At 69.1% G+C, this 18,881-nt stretch carries 19 protein-coding genes and 3 pseudogenes; 9 read left to right on the top strand and 13 right to left on the bottom strand.

Annotated features, from left to right (window positions below; genetic code table 11):
* Position 1 precedes the first annotated feature (1 nt).
* Positions 2 to 697, bottom strand: coding sequence for a demethylmenaquinone methyltransferase (locus MQE23_RS18675; protein WP_020273595.1), 696 nt, complete (start codon positions 695 to 697; stop codon positions 2 to 4).
* Positions 694 to 888, bottom strand: a pseudogene (locus MQE23_RS18680) (acyltransferase); the annotation flags it as partial. The gene MQE23_RS18675 and the pseudogene MQE23_RS18680, both read right to left, overlap by 4 nt.
* Before the next feature lie 789 nt (positions 889 to 1,677).
* On the opposite strand from MQE23_RS18680, the gene MQE23_RS18685 reads away from it, so the two are divergent.
* On the top strand, positions 1,678 to 2,706 hold the full coding sequence (locus MQE23_RS18685; protein WP_243379642.1) for a chitinase: 1,029 nt from the start codon (positions 1,678 to 1,680) through the stop codon (positions 2,704 to 2,706).
* A gap of 56 nt (positions 2,707 to 2,762) precedes the next feature.
* On the opposite strand, the gene MQE23_RS18690 is transcribed toward MQE23_RS18685, so the two are convergent.
* The 4 genes from MQE23_RS18690 to MQE23_RS18705 all read right to left on the bottom strand — a co-directional run bounded on the left by MQE23_RS18690 (position 2,763) and on the right by MQE23_RS18705 (position 8,237).
* On the bottom strand, positions 2,763 to 3,209 hold the full coding sequence (locus MQE23_RS18690; RefSeq protein WP_243379643.1) for a hypothetical protein: 447 nt from the start codon (positions 3,207 to 3,209) through the stop codon (positions 2,763 to 2,765).
* Positions 3,210 to 3,227: 18 nt separating this feature from the next.
* The gene (mqnC, locus tag MQE23_RS18695) at positions 3,228 to 4,427 is read right to left on the bottom strand and encodes a cyclic dehypoxanthinyl futalosine synthase (RefSeq protein WP_243379644.1); all 1,200 of its coding nucleotides are present in this window, start codon (positions 4,425 to 4,427) and stop codon (positions 3,228 to 3,230) included.
* A 70-nt stretch (positions 4,428 to 4,497) separates the two neighbouring features.
* Entirely contained in the window at positions 4,498 to 5,256 is a 759-nt protein-coding gene (locus tag MQE23_RS18700) for an A24 family peptidase (RefSeq protein ID WP_020272667.1), read from the bottom strand.
* The gene (locus MQE23_RS18705) at positions 5,253 to 8,237 is read right to left on the bottom strand and encodes a BTAD domain-containing putative transcriptional regulator (RefSeq protein WP_243379645.1); all 2,985 of its coding nucleotides are present in this window, start codon (positions 8,235 to 8,237) and stop codon (positions 5,253 to 5,255) included. Before MQE23_RS18705 ends, MQE23_RS18700 begins: the two co-directional genes overlap by 4 nt.
* 331 nt (positions 8,238 to 8,568) lie before the next feature.
* Between MQE23_RS18705 and MQE23_RS18710 the strand changes: the two genes are divergently transcribed.
* From MQE23_RS18710 to MQE23_RS18745, 8 genes and pseudogenes are all read left to right on the top strand, one after another.
* Positions 8,569 to 9,234 carry a hypothetical protein gene (locus MQE23_RS18710; protein ID WP_243379646.1) on the top strand — a complete coding sequence of 222 codons (666 nt, stop codon included), beginning with the start codon at positions 8,569 to 8,571 and terminating at the stop codon, positions 9,232 to 9,234.
* Positions 9,222 to 10,319: a hypothetical protein gene (locus MQE23_RS18715; protein WP_243379647.1), complete on the top strand. Its 1,098-nt coding sequence runs from the start codon at positions 9,222 to 9,224 to the stop codon at positions 10,317 to 10,319. The genes MQE23_RS18710 and MQE23_RS18715 overlap by 13 nt, the downstream gene beginning before the upstream one ends.
* Before the next feature lie 90 nt (positions 10,320 to 10,409).
* Positions 10,410 to 11,078 carry a hypothetical protein gene (locus MQE23_RS18720; RefSeq protein ID WP_243379648.1) on the top strand — a complete coding sequence of 223 codons (669 nt, stop codon included), beginning with the start codon at positions 10,410 to 10,412 and terminating at the stop codon, positions 11,076 to 11,078.
* Between the two features lie 290 nt (positions 11,079 to 11,368).
* A complete protein-coding gene (locus MQE23_RS18725) occupies positions 11,369 to 12,019 on the top strand; it encodes a hypothetical protein (RefSeq protein WP_243379649.1) in 651 nt (216 codons plus the stop codon).
* Entirely contained in the window at positions 12,016 to 13,104 is a 1,089-nt protein-coding gene (locus tag MQE23_RS18730) for a hypothetical protein (protein ID WP_243379650.1), read from the top strand. The genes MQE23_RS18725 and MQE23_RS18730 overlap by 4 nt, the downstream gene beginning before the upstream one ends.
* A gap of 150 nt (positions 13,105 to 13,254) precedes the next feature.
* Complete coding sequence (locus MQE23_RS18735; RefSeq protein ID WP_243379651.1) at positions 13,255 to 13,902, top strand: hypothetical protein; 648 nt, start codon at positions 13,255 to 13,257, stop codon at positions 13,900 to 13,902.
* Between the two features lie 6 nt (positions 13,903 to 13,908).
* Positions 13,909 to 14,388 (top strand): annotated as a pseudogene (locus tag MQE23_RS18740) (hypothetical protein); the annotation flags it as partial.
* A gap of 202 nt (positions 14,389 to 14,590) precedes the next feature.
* A pseudogene (locus MQE23_RS18745) lies at positions 14,591 to 14,792 on the top strand (hypothetical protein).
* A gap of 88 nt (positions 14,793 to 14,880) precedes the next feature.
* Here MQE23_RS18745 and MQE23_RS18750 read toward each other — a convergent pair.
* The 7 genes from MQE23_RS18750 to MQE23_RS18780 all read right to left on the bottom strand — a co-directional run bounded on the left by MQE23_RS18750 (position 14,881) and on the right by MQE23_RS18780 (position 18,862).
* On the bottom strand, positions 14,881 to 15,108 hold the full coding sequence (locus MQE23_RS18750) for a hypothetical protein (protein WP_020272659.1): 228 nt from the start codon (positions 15,106 to 15,108) through the stop codon (positions 14,881 to 14,883).
* A gap of 291 nt (positions 15,109 to 15,399) precedes the next feature.
* Complete coding sequence (locus tag MQE23_RS18755; protein ID WP_243379652.1) at positions 15,400 to 16,449, bottom strand: hypothetical protein; 1,050 nt, start codon at positions 16,447 to 16,449, stop codon at positions 15,400 to 15,402.
* Complete coding sequence (locus MQE23_RS18760) at positions 16,449 to 17,108, bottom strand: hypothetical protein (RefSeq protein ID WP_243379653.1); 660 nt, start codon at positions 17,106 to 17,108, stop codon at positions 16,449 to 16,451. Before MQE23_RS18760 ends, MQE23_RS18755 begins: the two co-directional genes overlap by 1 nt.
* A gap of 79 nt (positions 17,109 to 17,187) precedes the next feature.
* On the bottom strand, positions 17,188 to 17,658 hold the full coding sequence (locus MQE23_RS18765) for a pilus assembly protein TadG-related protein (RefSeq protein WP_020272657.1): 471 nt from the start codon (positions 17,656 to 17,658) through the stop codon (positions 17,188 to 17,190).
* Complete coding sequence (locus MQE23_RS18770) at positions 17,655 to 18,089, bottom strand: TadE/TadG family type IV pilus assembly protein (protein ID WP_020272656.1); 435 nt, start codon at positions 18,087 to 18,089, stop codon at positions 17,655 to 17,657. The genes MQE23_RS18765 and MQE23_RS18770 overlap by 4 nt, the downstream gene beginning before the upstream one ends.
* Positions 18,089 to 18,547, bottom strand: coding sequence for a TadE family protein (locus MQE23_RS18775; protein WP_037669214.1), 459 nt, complete (start codon positions 18,545 to 18,547; stop codon positions 18,089 to 18,091). Before MQE23_RS18775 ends, MQE23_RS18770 begins: the two co-directional genes overlap by 1 nt.
* A gap of 63 nt (positions 18,548 to 18,610) precedes the next feature.
* Positions 18,611 to 18,862 carry a hypothetical protein gene (locus MQE23_RS18780; protein ID WP_020272654.1) on the bottom strand — a complete coding sequence of 84 codons (252 nt, stop codon included), beginning with the start codon at positions 18,860 to 18,862 and terminating at the stop codon, positions 18,611 to 18,613.
* Positions 18,863 to 18,881: the final 19 nt, after the last annotated feature.

The raw sequence follows: 18,881 nt of genomic DNA on the forward strand, positions 1-18,881 counted from the left end.
TTCAGCTCTCCTTGAAACCCCGGTGCAGGGCGACGATGCCGCCGCTCAGGTTCCGCCAGGCCACCCGGGACCAGCCGGCCTTGCCCAGCCGCTCGGCCAGCGCGGGCTGGTCGGGCCAGGCCCGGATGGACTCGGCGAGGTAGACGTAGGCGTCGGGGCTGGAGGACACGGCCCGCGCCACCGGCGGCAGGGCCCGCATCAGGTACTCGGTGTAGACGGTGCGCAGCGGCGCCCAGGTCGGATGCGAGAACTCGCAGATCACGACCCGCCCGCCGGGCCGGGTCACCCGGTACATCTCGCGCAGGGCGGCGTCCGTGTCCTGCACGTTGCGCAGCCCGAAGGAGATGGTGACGGCGTCGAAGGTGTCGTCCCTGAAGGGGAGCCGCGTCGCGTCCCCGGCGGTGTAGGGCAGCCAGGGCTGCCGCTGCTTGCCGACCTTGAGCATGCCCTGGGAGAAGTCGCAGGGGACGACGTAGGCGCCGGTGCGGGCGAAGGGCAGCGAGGACGTGCCCGTGCCCGCCGCCAGGTCGAGGACCTTCTGCGCGGGGCGCGCGTCGACCGCCTTGGCGACCTCCTTGCGCCATCGCCGGTCCTGGCCGAGGGACAGCACGTCGTTGGTCAGGTCGTACCGTTCCGCCACGTCGTCGAACATCGAGGCGACTTCGTGCGGCTGCTTGTCCAGGGATGCGCGGGTCACGGGCCCATTCTTGCAGTACGCCCGCCCGGGAGAAGCCGCGGCTTGCGCCGTGCCGCCACGTCCTCCAACCCACCCGCACAGCAGCACGGATACGCCTCGAACGCGGGCACGTCCCGGAACCGGTCGATCAGCGGTACGACGAGGACCAGCGTGATCTCGTGCCAGAGGCAGATCGTCACCGCCCGGGCGTTGAGCCGGCCGTCCGGCGGCTGCCGGGCATACCGGAGGACGACGACCGGGACGAGGGACGGCGGCAGGACCGGGACGGGCGCGAGCCGGAACACCTCCGGGAGGGGGCGCGGCGGCGGCCGCGGGAGGGGGGTCGTGGACATACGGCGACCCTCGGTCAGTCGGCGACCGCGGAGGCGGACGTGGATGCGGACGTGGATGCGGACGGCGAGAGGGACCGGGACGGGGCCGACGTGGGACCGACAGTGGCGCTTCCCTGCGGCGGAGCCGAGGGGACACCGCCGGGCCGGACACCCCGCCCCCCGGGACCGCCGGGCCCACCGGAGCCACCCCCGGGCCCCGCACCCGCGAACGGCAGCAACTGCGACGGCGTGAGCGAGGTGCCCCGGCCAAGGCCGCGCCGAACACTGTCGCCTATCCGAGGCGGACGGCCCCAGGAGGAGGCCGATCCGGCGCAGCAGCCGGGCCCGGCGTCCGGAATTGGCAATGAACACGGGACCTTCGGCGGACTCGTTGCCGCGTTTGCGGCGGCGACCGCGGGTGACGCGGCTTTCGATGGCCGGCTCGGAATGTATTCCCCGGACACCAGGAGGCGTTCATGTGCCCTAAACTCGGGTTTTCATGTGAGAGAACCACGAGAAACGACTCAGCCTGTCCTTTCTCCGAGAGTTCTCGCGTTTGTCTGCGGAACTCGCCCTGGGCACCAGAATTGATGTGAGACGTTTGCGGCCGGGAAACGTATGGGGTCTTGAACCGCGGACAGCGACATCAGGAGAACGGGAGCGTGCGCCATGAGGAGTTACCGGAAACCGGCGGCGGTCGGGCTGGGCGGCCTGCTCGCCCTGGTCACCACGGGGTGCTCCGAACAGGCCGAACCGGTCGACCGAGCACGCCCGGCGCCCTCGGCGACAGCCGCTCCCAGCACCTCGTCCCCTGCCGGGACCGGCACCGCGTACGCCCCGTACGTCAGCGCCACCGATGCCGCCGGCACGGACTCGGCCGGCTCCCCGACGACGTACAACCTGGCCTTCGTCCTGGCCGACGGCGACGACTGCACCCCGCGCTGGGACGGCAGCCACGCGATCGGCGACCCGGCGGTGAAGTCCCGTGTCGCGCGACTGGTGGAGAACGGCGCCCAGGTCCGGGTCTCCTTCGGCGGCGCCTCCGGCAAGGAACTCGCGGCGGTGTGCGACAGCGCGACGGAACTGGCGGCGGCGTACGGCACAGCCCTCGACGCGGCCGGTGCCACCCGGGCCGACTTCGACGTCGAGGGCGACGAGCTGGCCGACTCCGCCTCCGTCGACCTGCGCTCGAAGGCGATCGCGCTGCTCCAGAAGGAACGTACGGATCTGGAGGTCTCCTTCACGCTCCCGGTCATGCCCTCGGGCCTGGGCAAGGACAGCCTGGCGCTGCTCGGCTCCGCCAACGACAACGGCGTCCAGGTCGCCACGGTCAACCTGATGACGATGAACTACGGCACCTCGTACGACGGCGACATGGGCGGCTACGCGCTCACGGCCGCCAAGGCCGCGCACACCCAGCTGAAGGAGGTCTTCGGCACCTCGGACGCGGCCGCCTGGCGGGGCATGGCGCTCACCTCGATGATCGGCGTCAACGACGTCAAGGGCGAGACCTTCACGCTCGCCGACGCGGCCGAGGTCCGGGCCTTCGCCGAGGAGAAGGGCATCGGGTGGGTGTCGATGTGGTCGGCCGCGCGGGACCGGCAGTGCGCGGACGGCTCCGCCTCGGACCGGCCCGCGACCGATTGCAGTGGGGTGAAGCAGCGTTCGGGGGCGTTCGGGGAGGCGTTCGCGGGCTGACGGATCACCTGTGCGGACTGACGGATCAAGCGGACCGACGGATCAAGGGACGCTGATCAGCGCCGCCGGTGCACGAGCCGCCCCGCGCACACCGTCACGACGCACTCCCCCGCGTCGTCGAAGACGGCGAGGTCGGCGCGGCCGGTCGGGACGATCGCGGTGCCGCGCGCACGCGGCAGGACGACGACGTCGTTGCGCTCGGCGGCGGACCGGAGTTCCGGCGAGTCGACGTACTCCTCCAGGACCGCGACCGCGCCGAGCTTCAGCACCTCGTGGACGCGTTCGCGCGGGCTCGGGGCGTCCGGGAGCGGGCCCTCGTGGACCCGGGCGGGACCGAGGGTCCCGGGCCACCTGCGGACCCGGGCCCGGGGGAACGCCTCGCGTACGTCGTCGAGCTTTCCGACGGCACCGATCCGGTCCCGTCCGACGGCCACGGCACCGCCCTTGACGGGCTCGGAGTCCCAGGTGACGCGGACGGCGTCGGCCGTGTGAATGGTTTCCAACTACCTCTCCGCGGCCGCTCAGTTGGAGGCGAGCAGCTTCAGCTCGGGGTGAGCCGTGCCGCCGTCGATCGCCGTGGACGAGATGTGCGAGACCACGCGGTCGTCGACGGGGTCGTTCGCCGGGTCGTCGTGCAGGACGAGGTGCTCGTACGTGGTCGACCGCTGCGCGGGCACCCGCCCGGCCTTGCGGATCAGGTCGATGATCTCCATCCGGTTGGACCGGTGCTTGGCGCCCGCGGAGGAGACGACGTTCTCCTCCAGCATGATCGAGCCGAGGTCGTCGGCGCCGTAGTGCAGGGAGAGCTGCCCGACCTCCTTGCCCGTGGTCAGCCACGAGCCCTGGATGTGGGCGATGTTGTCCATGAACAGCCGGGCGATCGCGATCATCCGCAGGTACTCGAAGAGGGTCGCCTGCGTCCGGCCCTTCAGGTGGTTGTTCTCGGGCTGGTAGGTGTACGGGATGAAGGCGCGGAAGCCGCCCGTGCGGTCCTGGACGTCCCGGATCATCCGCAGGTGCTCGATGCGCTCGGCGTTGGTCTCGCCGGTGCCCATGAGCATGGTGGACGTGGACTCCACGCCCAGGCCGTGCGCGATCTCCATGATCTCCAGCCAGCGCTCGCCGGACTCCTTCAGCGGGGCGATGGCCTTGCGGGGCCGCTCGGGCAGCAGCTCGGCACCGGCACCGGCGAAGGAGTCGAGCCCGGCGGCGTGGATGCGCCGGATGGCCTCCTCGACCGACACCTTGGAGATGCGGGCCATGTGCTCGACCTCGGAGGCCCCCAGGCTGTGGATGACCAGCTGGGGGAACTCCTTCTTGATCGCCGCGAAGTGCTTCTCGTAGTACTCGACGCCGTAGTCCGGGTGGTGTCCGCCCTGGAACATGATCTGGGTGCCGCCCAGCTCGACCGTCTCGGCGCACCGGCGCAGGATGTCGTCCAGGTCGCGCGTCCAGCCCTTGGCGGTGTCCTTGGGGGCGGCGTAGAAGGCGCAGAACTTGCACGCCGTGACGCACACGTTCGTGTAGTTGATGTTGCGCTCGATGATGTACGTCGCGATGTGCTCGGTGCCGGCGTACCTGCGGCGGCGTACGGCGTCGGCCGCGGCGCCCAGCGCGTGCAGCGGGGCGTCCCGGTACAGCGCGAGCGCCTCGTCGGGGGTGATCCGCCCACCGGCGGCTGCACGGTCGAGGATGGGCTGAAGGTCGGCCTTCTCGGTCACCGGGCGTCCCTTTCGTAAGGGTTGTGGACGGACCAGCCCAGCGTACGCCAGCCGTTCGGGCCGCTGGACGTCAGGCCGCGTAGGCCCCGGCCAGGAGTCCGAGGAAGGCGCCGGAGATCAGGAACGGCCCGAAGGGGATGGCCGTCTTGCGCCCGGCCCGCCGCGCGACCACGAGGGCACCGCCGTACAGCGCGCCCAGCAGGAACCCGGCGAAGGTGCCGAGCATCACCGTCGGCCAGCCGTACCAGCCGAGCACCGCCCCCGCGCCCAGGGCGAGCTTGACGTCGCCGAAGCCCATCCCGGCGGGGTTGATGAGGAACAGCACGAAGTAGCCGCCGCCCAGCGCGAGCGAGCCGAGCAGGGCGGTCGTCCACTCCCCCGCGTGCTCGGGCACGAGCGCGGTGAGGCCGAGCAGTACGAGCGCGGCCGCGGCAAAAGGGAGGGTGAGCGGGTCGGGCAGCCGCCGTACCCGGAAGTCGACGGCCGTCAGCAGCACCCCGACGGGCGCGAGCAGCAGCCAGACGCCGAGCTCGGGCCGGGTGCCGGTGGCGGCGGCGAGGGCGGCACAGACGAGGGCGGTGGCGATCACCAGTGGTGTCGTACGAGGCCCGTATCCGGCCTCGTCGCGCTCTGCGGCCTCCGCGCACTCCGGGCACGCGGCCCGTCCGAGCCAGCCCGTGAGCCGGCCCTTGAGGGCGTGCCCGCCCGGGCACCGCTCCCGCCACGGCTCCCCCGAGGGGGCCGAGAACCGGTAGGCCGCGCGCGGCAGGAACGCGCCCGCCGCCGCGCCCCACAGCGCGGCGGCGATGACCAGGACCCCGGTGTTCATCCCACCGCGGCGATCGCGTCGCGCCACGTCGGCAGCAGCTCGTCGAGCAGTGCCTCGGTACGCGGCGGCAGCCCGCGGGCCCCGCTGCGGCCGATGAGATCGGTGGCGAGCGCGGTCAGCCGGGACGTGTCGCCGGTGGCGTGGGTGGCGCGCAGCAGCTCGTGCCACAGGCGCTCGTCGGCCGGGGCGGTGCGCAGGGCGGCGTTGAGGGCCTCGATGGCCTTCTCGGCGCGGTTCTTCTCCATGTGGAACTCGCACAGCGCGAGCCCGGTGTCCGCGACGAGCAGCGGCAGCTGGGCGTCGACGATCTCGTGGGTGAGCCACCGGTAGCGGCCCTCGGGCCGGTCGGCGAGCAGCGGCCCGCGCACCAGCACGAGCGCGTCGGTGAGCAGTCGCCCGCGCACGGCCCGGCTGCCGACGCCCTTGCCCTGCGTGGCCTCGTGGTAGAGGGACCGCAGTACGTCCAGGTCGGAGACGACGGACTTGGCGAGCGTGAGCCGTCCGGTCGCGTCCCTGCCGAGGCGGGGTGTGCCGTCGGGGTCGGCGCCGAGCCAGTCGCGCAGCCGGTCCAGGAGCGCGCCCCGTACGTCGTCGGTGACGCCGCGCGGCCACAGCGCGGAGGACAGCACGCGCGGGTGCACGCCCTCGCGGTGCAGGAGCAGCAGGGCGAGCGCCTCGTGCAGCAGTGCGCTGCGCTCCCCGTCCGGGGTGTCGAGGCCGATGATCTCGTACGGTCCGACGAGCCGGGCGTAGACGGCCGGCCGGCCCTGCTCGCTGATGTCGACGAGGAACGGCGGGGTGTTCGCGGGCCTGTCGGATTCGCGCTCCGGGTCCGCCTCGACGAACAGCTCGACCACGGCCCGCTGCTGCGCGACCGGCAGCAACTGGGCGTCGAGTTCGAGCCCGAGGAGGGGGGCGAGGAGCTTGCCCTGGCCGGTGATCTCCATCTCCCAGGCGGCGCCCGGCAGGTCGCCGGTCTCGGTGCCGACGAGGTAGCCGATGCCGAGCCGGCTCGCGTCGGAGGCGAGTTCGGCGAGCTTGACGGCGTTCTCGGCGGACGGCTGGGCGGCGAGCAGGACCAGGTGCGGGGCCCAACGGGTGTGCTGGGCGGGCCCGGTGCGCCCGGTGAGGACGGAGTCGTGCCCGGCGGCGCCCAGCGCTCCGCGCCGCTGCCGCGTCTCGGCCTCCATGGTCTCGACGAGCGCCTCGATGTCCTCGAGGTGCCGGATCCGGTTGGGGGCGAGCGGCGTCAGGTCCTCACCGAAGCCGACGAGCGTGATGGTCATGCGGTCGGACCACCCGTTCGTCGCCAACTCGGCGGCGACGGACGCGAAGACGGCGGCCCGGTCGGCCTCCCGGCCGGAGAGGGAGACGATGCCGGGCACGGCCTCCAGGTTGAGCAGCAGCCGCGAGTCGTCCATGGTGCCGAGGCTGACGAGCCCCGGGTAGGGCGCGGCCGTGTCGACGTCCTCGTAGCGCTCGGCGTCCGTGCGGGCCAGCATCCAGAAGGTCTGGTCCTGCCCCTGCTGCCAGGGGGCCGGGGGCTTCCCGGCGGGCTGGGCGAGCTGGAGGTGCAGGTCGCCGTTGCTGAGCCAGGCCGCGTACACGACCGGCAGCGCGCGCGACTCCTCGGCGAGGGAGGCGGCGAGACCGCGCAGCGACCGGTCGAGCAACCGCACACCCTCGGGGTCGGCCCCGACGAGCAGCGCGTCCTGCACGTCCTGCGCGTCCCCGCTCGGCGTGGGCGGTTCCATACCGCGCCGCCCGCCGACGGCCCCGAACGCCGACTGCCACAGCGCCTGCCGGCGCCGCCGCCCCAGGGCACCGAGGAGACCGGCGGCGAGGAGGGGAGCGCCGAGGAGGGCTTCGGGCAGACCGAAGGAGCTCTCGGACTCGGCGTCGACGCCGGTGGCCTGCTGGTGGCCGGAGTCGGGGGCGGGGCGCTGCTCGGGCAGGGACACCTGGGATGCGGAGGGGCCGCCACCGGCGTGCTCGTGCCCGCCGCCCTGGGCACCGCTGCCTCCGCCCTGGGCGTGGTCCCCCGTCTGGGCGTAGTCGGCGATCTGCTGCTGCACGTCCGGCGACACGTTGGGAGCCTCGTCCGGCATCTCCACGAGCTCGCCGCCGCGCGCGTCGCCCGGCATCTCCATGATCCATCCAGGCCGGATGAGGCTGGCCTCGGAGAGCTTGGACCCGTCCGGCTGGATGCGGTCCTTGTTGAGCTCGAAGATCTCCTTGTAGCGACGCCCGTCGCCGAGGTGCCGTTCCGCTATCTCCCACAGGGAGTCGTGGTGACGTCCCTCGGGCGGCTGGATCCGGTAGTACTTCGTGTCGCCCTGCTTGGCGGTGCTGCCACCGGCGTCGGCGTGCGAGGCCTGCTCGGCGAGGGCGGACGCGGTGTCGGCGGCCTGCTCCTGCTGCTGGGCGAAGAAGCCCGGGGTCTGCTGGGCCGCGGCGACGGTGGGCTTCTGGTTGGCGTCGTACCCGCTCTGCCCGAGCTGCGACAGCCCGGGCGTGAAGCTGGCCGCGGTGGCGCCGACGAGCAGCAGCGCGGCGACGAGCTGCCGGGCGAGCAACTGACTGGGCCCGGCGCCCGGTACCCGCCCCGGCACACCGACACCGGACAGCGCGGCCTTCATCTCCACGAGCACGCAGGCGGTGAACTGGGCCCACGCGAGCCACACCACGACGGTGAGGATGTTCAGGAACGTCTGAACGGTGATCTCTTGCTGGAGCCAGTCGAGACTCGGCACCCCGTTCGGCAACGGCCACCCGATCTGCGTGGCCAGCGCGCCGGGCACGCCGACGAGGAGAACGGCCAGGGCGACGAAGGCGAGGAACGCCTTGACGAAGTCCCCGAACGACCGCCGCCGCACCCTCACCGGCTGCGGCGTCCGGTTCCTCGGAGTCGTCGTCGGGGCCGTCGTTCCCGTCGTACTTCCCGTCGAGCTTGACGAGCTGGAGGTGCGGCGTCGCGGCATGGCGGGTGTCCTGGGGTCGTGTGTGAGCGCGGTGAGGCGAACTGGTGGCGAGAGGTGTGCTGAGCCTGAGGTGTGCTGAGCCTACAGAGATCTTATGGACTCTTATTGAGGTCGTCGAAGGGCGTGGGGAACGAACGGGGTTGACGTCCGATTTGCCCCGCCGGCCGCAGGCGGTTGACCGTGCGACCGAGGCGCCGCGAGCACGTCTTCGCGACTGCCACGCATGCTCCTCACACGTCCCACACAGTCCCCCATGGTCACGCATGGAGGCACGAACGGCCCCTGATAGCTTCGTTCTCTGTCGCACACGCCGAACCTCGGGGGAGAAACCGTGGCACGCCGCGCTCTGACCACCACAGCTGCCGCGCTCGCCGCAACGGCGGCGCTTCTGCTCACCGCATGCGGCGGAGGCGGAGACGACAAGTCGTCGGACGACATCAAGGGGGCGGACGCGGGCACGAGGAGCCCGTCGGCAACCGCGTCCGGCTCCGCGGGGGCAGACCGCCCGGACGTCAGCGTGCCGAAGGATCTGAAGCTGGTCTTCGACTTCGACCAGCCGTCCGATGCGAAGCACGCAGCCGCGCTCACCGACGCACAGAACTACATCCGGGCGCTGGACCACGGCATCGCCAAGCAGGACCCGAACGACCCGGCCTACCAGTTCTATTCCATTCCCGGTGGACAGGCCGCGCAGTACGCCAAGTCGCAGATCGAGGGCTGGACGAAGCGAGGACTGACCGTCACCGGGACGGACAAGTACTACGACGAAGACGTCACCACGCTGAACGGCGGCCAGGGCATCCTCGTCTCGTTCTGCAGGAACCAAGCCAAGTTCTTCAGCAAGGAAATCAAGACGGAGAAGATCCTCTACACCAAGGAGAGCCTGAGCAGCTATCAGAAATTCAGGCTGCGCATGGTCCGCCCGTCCGGCTCCTCCAAGGTCTTGAAGGCCTGGAACATCGAGGTCATCGGCGAGGCGAAGGAGTGCCGGCGGTGATCTCACGACGGTCGCTGCGCTGGAGCGCTGCCATGGCCGCCGGCGGAGTGCTGTGGACGAGTGGCGTGGCTCACGCCGACGGCTCCTTTGGAAACACGACGGTTCCCCCGGCTTCCTCCGGCCCTTCGGGCAACGCGAACAGCGGAGAGCTGTCGGCTTCCGTCACCCAGTCCCGGATCAAGGTCACCCAGGAGAGCGGCCCCACCGGCGGCAACAGCGGCAACCTCTCGTCGACGGACGTGAACTGGGAACCCCCGCCCTGCTGGTACGAGCCCGTCTACACGCCGGAGCAGCTCAAGGAGTTCTCGGAGACAGGCCTCGCCATGGGCCACGTCAGCCCCCACATGGAGTGGGGCGGCCAGAAGCTGTGGACGGATCACTACCGGGACGGCAAGGACGCCTACAACTACAACGACAAGGAACAGTCCCTCATCCCCCGCGAGGGCTACAAGAACTACAACATCGGCAAGGACGGCTACTTCTGGCGCGGCGTGGCCCGCGATCCCGACGACCCCAACTCGTACGGCTGTGAACGCGTGATGTTCTGGCAGGACGCCGGCGAGATCCCCGAGGTACCGAACGCCCCCACACCCAAGACGCTCGCCGAGTACGCCTACGACAAGGTCAAGGTCCCGGACACGGAGATCGACCTGAAGCCGGAGAACAAGTCCACGGTCAACCTGCCGACCTGGGTCTGGCTGGACAAGGGCACCTTCAAGGAGGTCAAGGTCCGCGCCGAACTGCCCGACACCGGCCTGTGGGCGGAGACGACCGCCAAGCCGGTCGCCCTCCACCTGGAACCGGGCACGGACGATGCCGAGACCTTCCCCGCCTCCGGCGACTGCCAGATCAACGAGGACGGCTCCATCGGCACCCCCTACACCAAGGGCGACGCCAAGAAGACCCCGCCCTGCGGCATCCGCTACCTCCGCGCCACCAACAGCACCCCGTACCAGCTCTCCGCCAGCGTCACCTGGCAGATCTCATGGGAGGGCACGGGCGGCGAAAACGGCGACCTCCCGGACGGCACCTTCGAGACGACCCAGGACATGAACGTCCAAGAGATCCAGTCGATCAACCGCTGACGCGTTCCCGCCACCGCCTCTCAAGGTTCCATTGCCCGCCCCTGCCAACTTCGTTCCCTGTCGCACACGCCGAATTTCGGGGGAGAAACCGTGGCCCGCCGCGCTCTGACCACCACAGCTGCCGCGTTCACCGCAACAGCGGCGCTTCTGCTCACCGCATGCGGCGGGGGCGGAGACGACTCGTCGGACGACTTCAAGGGAGCCGACAAGGGGGCGAGCAGTCCTTCCGCTTCGCCCTCCGGCTCGGCGTCGACGGATGTCGGCCGGCCTGACGTGAGTCTTCCGAAGGACCTCGACGTGGTCTTCGACTTCGAGAAGCCGTCGGATCAGGACAGCGCTGCAGCCCTCGATGACGCCGCCAACTACATCCGAGCGCTGAACCACGGCATCACGAAGCAGGATCCGGGAGATTCCGCCTTCCAGTTCTACTCGTCGGGCCAGGCCTCCCGGTACGCGCACTCGCGGATCAAGGAGTACGTGGACGGCGGCTGGACGCTCACGGGCAAGGACCGGTACTACCAGGCCGAAACCAGCCCGGACGACGAGTCGGAGAAGGTCAAGACGGTCAGCGTCACCTTCTGTGAGGACCAGTCCAGGGTCTACGGCAAGGAAGTCACGTCGGAGAAGGTGCACCGCACGAAGGAAAGCCTGGCCAGCTTCCAGAAATTCACCGTCCTCATGGCGTCCGTGAAGGGCAATCCGGTGTGGCGCGCCCAGCGGGTCACCGTCGAGGGGAAGGCGGAGGAATGCCGAGGCTGACCGGCGCCGGGCGCACGAAGCCGGTCGTGGCCCTGGCCGCGGGATGCCTCGTCTGCGCCGCCGGCCCGGCGCGCCGACGAACAGCACCGCCGAGGGCCAGAAGAATGAACGTCCAGGAAACCCAGTCGATCAACCGCTGACGCGTTCCCACATCGTTCGCAATCGCCACGCTACTTTCCTCACCTCCCCACACAATCCACCATTGCCCCTCAAGGGCCCATTACCGACCCCTGATAGCTTCGTTCCCTGCCGCACATCGGATGACGATCGAACACCGGGGGAGACGAACCGTGGCACGCCGCGCTCTGACCACCACCGCCGCCGTATTCACCGCGACAGCGGCACTCCTGCTCAGCGGATGCGGCGGAGGTAACGACAAGTCGCCGGACGACATCAAGGGCGCGGACACCGATGCGGGGAGCCCTTCGGCTTCCGCCTCTGCCGTCGCCGGTCGGCCGGACGTAAGCCTGCCGAGCGACCTCGAGGTCGAGTTCGACATCACGAAGCCGTCCGACACACGGCACGCGGCAGCCCTCGACGGCGCAGAGAACTACATCCTGGCGTTGAACCACGGCATCACAGCCCAGGACCCGGAGGATCCGGCATACAAGTTCTACTCACTGGGAAACGCCACGAAGTACGCCCAGTCACAGATCCAGGCATGGGTTGACGACGACTGGACGGCGACGGGAACGGACAGCTATTACCAGGGCAAGACCGACGATGTCGGCACGTCCAAAGGCGTCCTCGTGACCATGTGCCGAGACCAGGGCAAGTTCTACGGCAAGAACGTCAAGACGAAGAAGATTCGGTACACGAAGCCAAGCCTCAACGACTTCCAGGAGTTCCGCCTCCTGATGAAGCCGCCCCAAGGATCCCAGAAGGTCTGGAAGGTCCTGCAGATCGAGGTGGAGGGGCGAGTGGAGGGTTGCCGGCGATGAGCCGCACGCGACGCACTCTGGCCTGGTCAGCCGGTCTGACGGCAGCCACCGTTCTGTGGTCCGGAAGCATCGCATACGCCGCGGGACCGGAAGACAACACCAATGTGCCGCCGGCCGACGAGCAGAGCGGCGGTGGCACTGACGGCAAGGGCAGCCTGTCGGCATCCGTCTCCAACATTCAGATCAAGTACGTGAGCGGTGGGGACGGCGGCGGCAAGGAAGGCAACCTTGGCACGGTCGACCCCAACTGGAAGCCTCCGGCTTGTTGGTACGAACCCGCCTTCAGCCCCGCACAGTTGAAGAGGTTCGTTGACACGGACGGCGGCGGTGATGTCGGCATCCACGAGTCCTGGATCGGCAAGGGGCTCTGGACGGACCACTATCGAGACGGCAAGCCGGCGGACAACTTCGATCTGGAAGCGCCGACGAACAGCACCGCCGAGGGGTACAAGAACTACAACCTCGGCAAGGACGGCTACTTCTGGCGCGGCGTGGCGCCCGACCCCGGTGACTCCGACTCCTGGGACTGCGGCCGCATCATGTTCTGGGTCGACGCCGGCGAGGTCCCGGACGACCCGAACACGCCCACCCCGAAGACGCTCGCCGAGTACGCATACAACAAGGTCAAGGTTCCGGAAACGAAGGTCGACCTGAAACCGGAAGGCAAATCCACGGTCAACCTGCCGACCTGGGTCTGGCTGGACAAGGGCACCTTCAAGGAGGTCAAGGTCCGCGCCGAGCTGCCGAACACAGGGCTGTGGGCCGAGACCACCGCCAAGCCGATCGCGCTCCACCTGGAGCCGGGCACCGAGGACGCCGAGGTCTTCCCCGCTTCCGGCGACTGCGAGATCAATGAGGACGGTTCGATCGGTACCCCGTACACCAAGGGCGACGCCGACAAGACCCCGCCCTGCGGCATCCGCTACCTCCGCGCCACCAACGGCACCCCGTACCAGCTCTCCGCCAGCGTCACCTGGCAGATCACCTGGGAAGGCTCCGACGGCACCAACGGCGACCTCCCCGACGGCACCTTCGAGACCACTCAGGACATGAACGTCCAGGAGATCCAGTCGATCAACCGCTGACGCTTTCCCACGTCATTCGCAATCGCCACGCCACACTCCTCACCTCCCCCACACAACCCACCACTGCCTCCCAAGGGCCCATTACCGGCCCCTGATAGCTTCGTTCTCTTCCGCACATCGGATGACGATCGAACACCGGGGAGACGAACCGTGGCACGCCGCGCTCCGACCACCACCGCCGCTACGCTGACCGCGACGGTTGCGCTGCTTCTGACCGCCTGCGGTGGAGGTGACGACAAGTCACCGGAGGACACCAAGGGCGCTGGTTCAGGATCGAGCCCCTCGACTTCGGCATCGGCATCGACGCCATCCGGTCCCGAGCGCCCCGACATCACCATCCCGAGCAGCTTCCAGCTCACCTTCGAGAACTGGACAAGCAGCGATCCCGTCGAGCAGGCCGTGCTCAACGACGGCAAGGAGGAAGTCCGGGCCGGGTACGCGGCGATCATCGAGAACGACCCCGACAGCGAGGCCGTCGCCTTCTACGACACAGAAGGGGTTCGCGGGCTGACCAAGGAGTGGATCAAGTCCTACACGGACAAGAACGTCACCGTCATCGGCAAGCTGCCCGCCTTCAACCCCAAGGTCAACCTGGCCGAGAACGGCAAGGGAGCATCGCTCAGTTACTGCACGGACGAGAGCGCGGCGAAGACCAGGAACCGCAAGACCGGCAAGGTCGAGGGCAACCCGGCAGGCACGGACCCCTACGTCCTCTACTCGGTCTCCCTGGCGAAGAACGAGCAGGGTGTGTGGCAGAACGCGTCGGTGCACTCCGAGCGAGGAGGATGCTCCAGGTGACTACGAGGGGCGCCGGTGCAACTGCATCCGGGGGACCTGAGCTGGTTCTGGCGGTCAGGTGCGGGAGCGATCCCCGCAGCGGTGCGGACGTGGAGACGGAACCGAGGGATTCCTCGCCGTGGGACTGCTTGACGGTCCCGGGTTGTTGCGGATGACGATCGCGCCGGACGCGTGCGGATCGTGGCGGTCGGGCCGGAGCAGGCACACGACTTTGTAGCCGTCCATCGGGCAGCGTGGGACGGGTCGAGGTTCACGGATGAGCGCTGACATCGTGGTCATCACTACGGCAGGCCCATCAGCATCGCCGCGGCGGCCGCACCCCAGGAGCTGGGCTCGTCCAGCGCGATCGTCTGCACCCCGAGCTCCAACGCCGGCGCCGTCGCCACCTACGAGTCAGCGAGCCTCCGGCAACTCCCCCGATCCGGGACCGAATACGGACGCCTGATGTCTGGCGCTCGGATGCCATCGTGCTGTTCGACTGGCTGATGAAGACCGACCTGAACGCCGTACCAATTACGCGAGGAAGAGATCGCCGCAGCCCAGGAAGAGGTGGCCAAGGATATGGGCTGGTAGGCGGCCGGTACGGTGTCGCGGACGTGCTCGTGCCATGACATCTTCGACGCTGTGATGCGTATGTACCGTTTCATCTGAGCCGTCTGAACACGGCAAGAGCGACCTCGCGCTCCCGCTGACCGAGTTGGAGAGTTACAAACTGGGAGGACGGGCGCGAGGACATCACGCAGCAGCTCGATGCGCTGGCGAGTATGTCCGATGCCATCGTCCGTGAGTTCAAGAAGCTTGATGACGAGCTCGCCAAGCAGGTCAACGATGCGATGAAGACCGAGGACAAGCGGGGCGGGAAAGGCGGTAAAGGGGGCGGGGGTAAGTAGGCCCGCAAGCCCGCTATCCGCTATCCGCTATCCGCTGACGTGAAAAGGCCCCGGATCCTGAGATCCGGGGCCTTTCGTGTGCCTGCGGTCAGGAAGCGACCGCGGCGTTGAGGTGCAGGTCCGCCGCGATGCCCGCGGGCGAGACGGCGAGGCCCACGCCGCCGCCGACACCGGTGGTGACACCGGCGGCCGTCGTCTCGACGTAGAGACCGGCCGCGGCGCCGGCACCCGCGGTGCCGCCCGCCTGGCCGCCGGCGATGGTGTCCAGCTCGGCGTCGGACATGTGGGCGGTCTGGATCTGCGGGGTGAAGGCCATGGAGGGCGGTTCCCTTCGTTTAAATCATTCGAAGTGCTGGAGTGCGACCGATCAAAGCACGTCGGGAGAAGGAACGGCCAGTCAGTGGTTATCGGGGTGCGACGGAGTTCGGTGACCGAAGTCATGAATGTGAGCCTTCGGTCACCGAAATGCCTGTCGTCTTCACATGTTCTGCCACTGCGCGGTACCGGAGGGCAATGCACGGCGGGGTGAGTGAGTGGTGCTCGGTTCCCGCCCTCGTTTCTCACGACCTCGCGGTGAACGGTGTGCAGATCCACCGAATGTTCCGGATCAGCGGTTCACCGACTGGATCTCCTGCACCGTCACGTCCTGCGTCGTACCGAATGTGCCGTCGGGGAGGTCACCGCCCTCGCCGTTCGTGCTCGTCCAGCTGATCTTCCAGGTGACCGTGGCGCGCAGCGGGTAGGGGCCGTCGGAGCCGGACGAGCGCAGGTAGCTGACGCCGCAGGGCGGTGTCTGGTCGGCCTTGCCCTTCGCGTACGGTGCGCCGATGCTGCCGTCCGCGTTGATCGCGCATTCGCCGGAGGCCGGGTAGGTCTGGGCGTCGGCCGTGCCCGGTTCGACGTGCAGGGAGACGGGTTCTGCAGTGGTGGTCGCGGACAAGCCCGTCCCGGGCAGGCTCGCCGTCACCGACAGCTTCTTGAACTTGGCCTTGTCGAGCCAGATCCAAGTGGGCAGGTTCACGGTCGACTTGCCCGTGGGTGCCATCTCGATCTCCGTGTCGGGGACGGGGAGTTCGTCGTAGGCGTATTCGGCCAGGACCTGGGGGGAGACGGCCAGGGGCTCGTTGGGGGGTTCACCCTCGTCGACCCAGAAGGGTTGTTTGTCGCAGGAGTTGGCTTCGGGGTCGTCCTTGCGCTTCGGGTTCTTCACCGCCGCCCAGAACATTCCCTCGCCCTGCTTGTCGAGGTTGTAGTCCTTGTAGGGGTGCCCGTCCTTGTAGCGGTGGTCCAGCATGTCGCCGACGAAATCCCCGACGCCGGGCAGCACGAACCCATCGATACTCCGCCACAGCTTCACCGTGGTCTCGATCTCCTTGGGCGAGAAGGACGGCTCGTACCAGCATGCGGGCGGTGTCCAGTTGCTGTTCGACGGGGTCAGGGTTCCCGTGGAGGATCGGGAGCCGCCGTCGGTGGTGACCCTGATCTTGGTCTGGGCCCTGATCACGCGGTCGTTCGCGGAGCCCTCCGCGCTGCCCTCGTAGCCGCCGTTCTCACCGCCGCCGCGACCGCCACCAGCCGTGGCCGTTGACGGCACAGCCGCCACGGCGAGGGCCAGAGCCGATGCTGCGACGGCGCGCGGCACAGTCGTACGCCGCATCACATGCACCTCTTCGCGGCCTCCGTGGACGAGACAGTGGTGGTCTGCCAGACGCCTTTGGCGTTCTTCTCGAGACGGGTGTTGTAGAAGACGTAGTCGCTCGGGGACGCCTTGACCGACCGGTCGACCTTGCCGGTCGTCCCGTCCTTCGGGTACGTCTGTGTCGCGTCCATGCAGTACGTGACGGAGGCGGCGCCGGCCTTGTGGAGCGTGACCTCGCGGTCGTAGTACCGGGTCTTGCCGGTGAAGCTCCGGTTCTCGTCACGGAAGGACATGATGTAGGAGGCCGCCGACACCAGCGCGTCGCCCTTGGAGTAGAACTTCAGGGCGGGGTACTTCTTGGCGTTGACGGTGATCGCCTGGTCGATGGAGTTGATGCGCCGTTCGTTGTCCGCCAGCACCGCATCCTTCGCCGGATCCCCGGTCGTACCGCCCTCGAAGACGTTCTCCACGTCGGACGGCAGCTTGATCTCCGGCCGCTCGATGTCGTCACCAGTGGCGGACGTCGACGGCTTCGAAGATCCCGAACCCGAATCCGCTCCCGCGATCTTGTCCGAGTCCTTCGAGCCCGACGAGTCCGAGCCGCCACAGCCCGTCAGCAGCAGCGCCACCGCCGCGGTCAGGGCGGTCGCGGCCGCCGTGGTCGTGCATGTGCGCATGGGGGTGTACCTCCAGTGGGGGAAATCGTGCTCAGTGCTCAGCGGAGCCGAGAGGGTCGGGAAACGGGCGCGGCGGGCATCAGCCGACCTCGTTCTCCGCCACCGCCTGCCCGTGCACGACCACGTCGCCGCCGTAGAACATCCCCGTGAAGACCGGGGAGTAGGTGAGCTGCACCTCGACCTGTACCTGCTGGGCGTCCGCCGCCACGCAGTGGGTCGCCGCGATGTCCGCGCCCGTCATGTCCATCTCGCGGGCGAAGGTCTTCACGCGGGCGTTGCAGTTCTCGAAGTTGATCGGGGCGGGGCCGCCCTCGTTCTCGTAGAGGGCGTCGCGGTCGATGTCCTGGGCGGCGTAGCGGGCCGCCTGTTCCGCGATGTCGGCCGCCCGTTCCCGCTTGGAGATGGACAGGCCGCCGTCGATCACGAACGCGGAGAGGGAGAGGAAGACCAGCGCGAAGATGATGACCGCGCCGGCGCCGGAGCCTCGGTCGTCCAGGTGTCCGCGACGGGAGGCCCACCACGACCGGCAGCAGGGCGGGAGGCTTCTCACGCCGACCTCCGGAACGGGTCGAGCGGGGAGCTGAAGCTCGCCGACAGCGTCGTCGGGACGTCGAGGCCGAGCATGGCGAGGCCGCGCACCTGGCAGCTCACCTCGACGGTGAAGATGGTGTCGGGCTCGAAGCCCTGGCTCGTCTGGACGACCGACACGGGGCCGGAGCAGACGTCCGCCAGGTTCGCCTCGGCGGCCTTCTCGGCCTCGGCCATGGCGGTGGCGTGGTCCTTCTGGATCGAGCCCGCGCGGGCGGCGTCCCGGGCGGCTCCGTCGAGCGCTCCGCGGCCGTCGACGAGCTGGCCGAAGGCCACCAGGACGAGGATGAAGAGGATCATCACCGGGGCGAGGATCACGACCTCGATCGTGGACAGGCCCCGGTCGTCCGCCCGTCGGTTGTCCTTCCAGGAAGCCGGAGGAGACGGAGTCATCAGTTCTCCTCCTGTACGAACCGCTCCACCGGGCCGGCCGACTGCGCGTGCACCGTCAGGTCAAGCCCCGGGAACACCGTCGGCACCCGGGCCTCGATCTCCACACCGACGGTGTTCTGGTCCGGCTGGAGCATCTTCACGTCAGGCCCCAGCACCAGTTGCGGGCCCAGCTGCTGGATGTAGCTGTCCACCACGTCCTGGGCCTCGCCCCGCCACGCGCCCGGCTGTTCGTCGGCCGTGGCACGCGCCTTGCGCGCTCCCGCCTGGGCCGCCGCCTGGGCGACGTGGTCCGCGAAGAAGTACAGGGCGAACTGCACGGTCGCGAAGATCATGAAGAACAGTACGGGAGTGAGCAGCACGAACTCGATCGCGGTCATGCCGGAGTCACCGCGGGCGGCCGCCGCTCTCCGCGCGGCCCGCACCCTGCGGCGTATCCGTCTGCTCACGTCTGCCGGCATCCCCGTGAATCCCGTTGTCCGTACGACTGTCGTGACTGCCCCTGCGACCGTCCCTGTGACGGATCAGCAGGTCTTGCCCGCGTCCGCGCCCTTGATGCAGTCGCCGACCTTGTTGGCGCCCTCGCTCAGCGCGGCGTTGATGATGGCGGCCACGACACCGACGATCGCCACGACGACCGCCGAGATGATGACCCACTCGACCGCGGAGGCGCCGCGGTCCAGCTCGCCGGAGCGGGCGCGCTCGGTACGGGCCTGGAGGAAGGTGACCAGGAAGTCCACGGCCGGGATGCCCGTGTGGAAGTTGCGTCCGATCATGACGACTTGTCCTTTCGAA

Origin of the sequence: Streptomyces sp. HP-A2021, assembly GCF_022807935.1 — a bacterium.
In the GTDB taxonomy this organism is placed as follows: Bacteria; Actinomycetota; Actinomycetes; order Streptomycetales; family Streptomycetaceae; genus Streptomyces; species Streptomyces afghaniensis.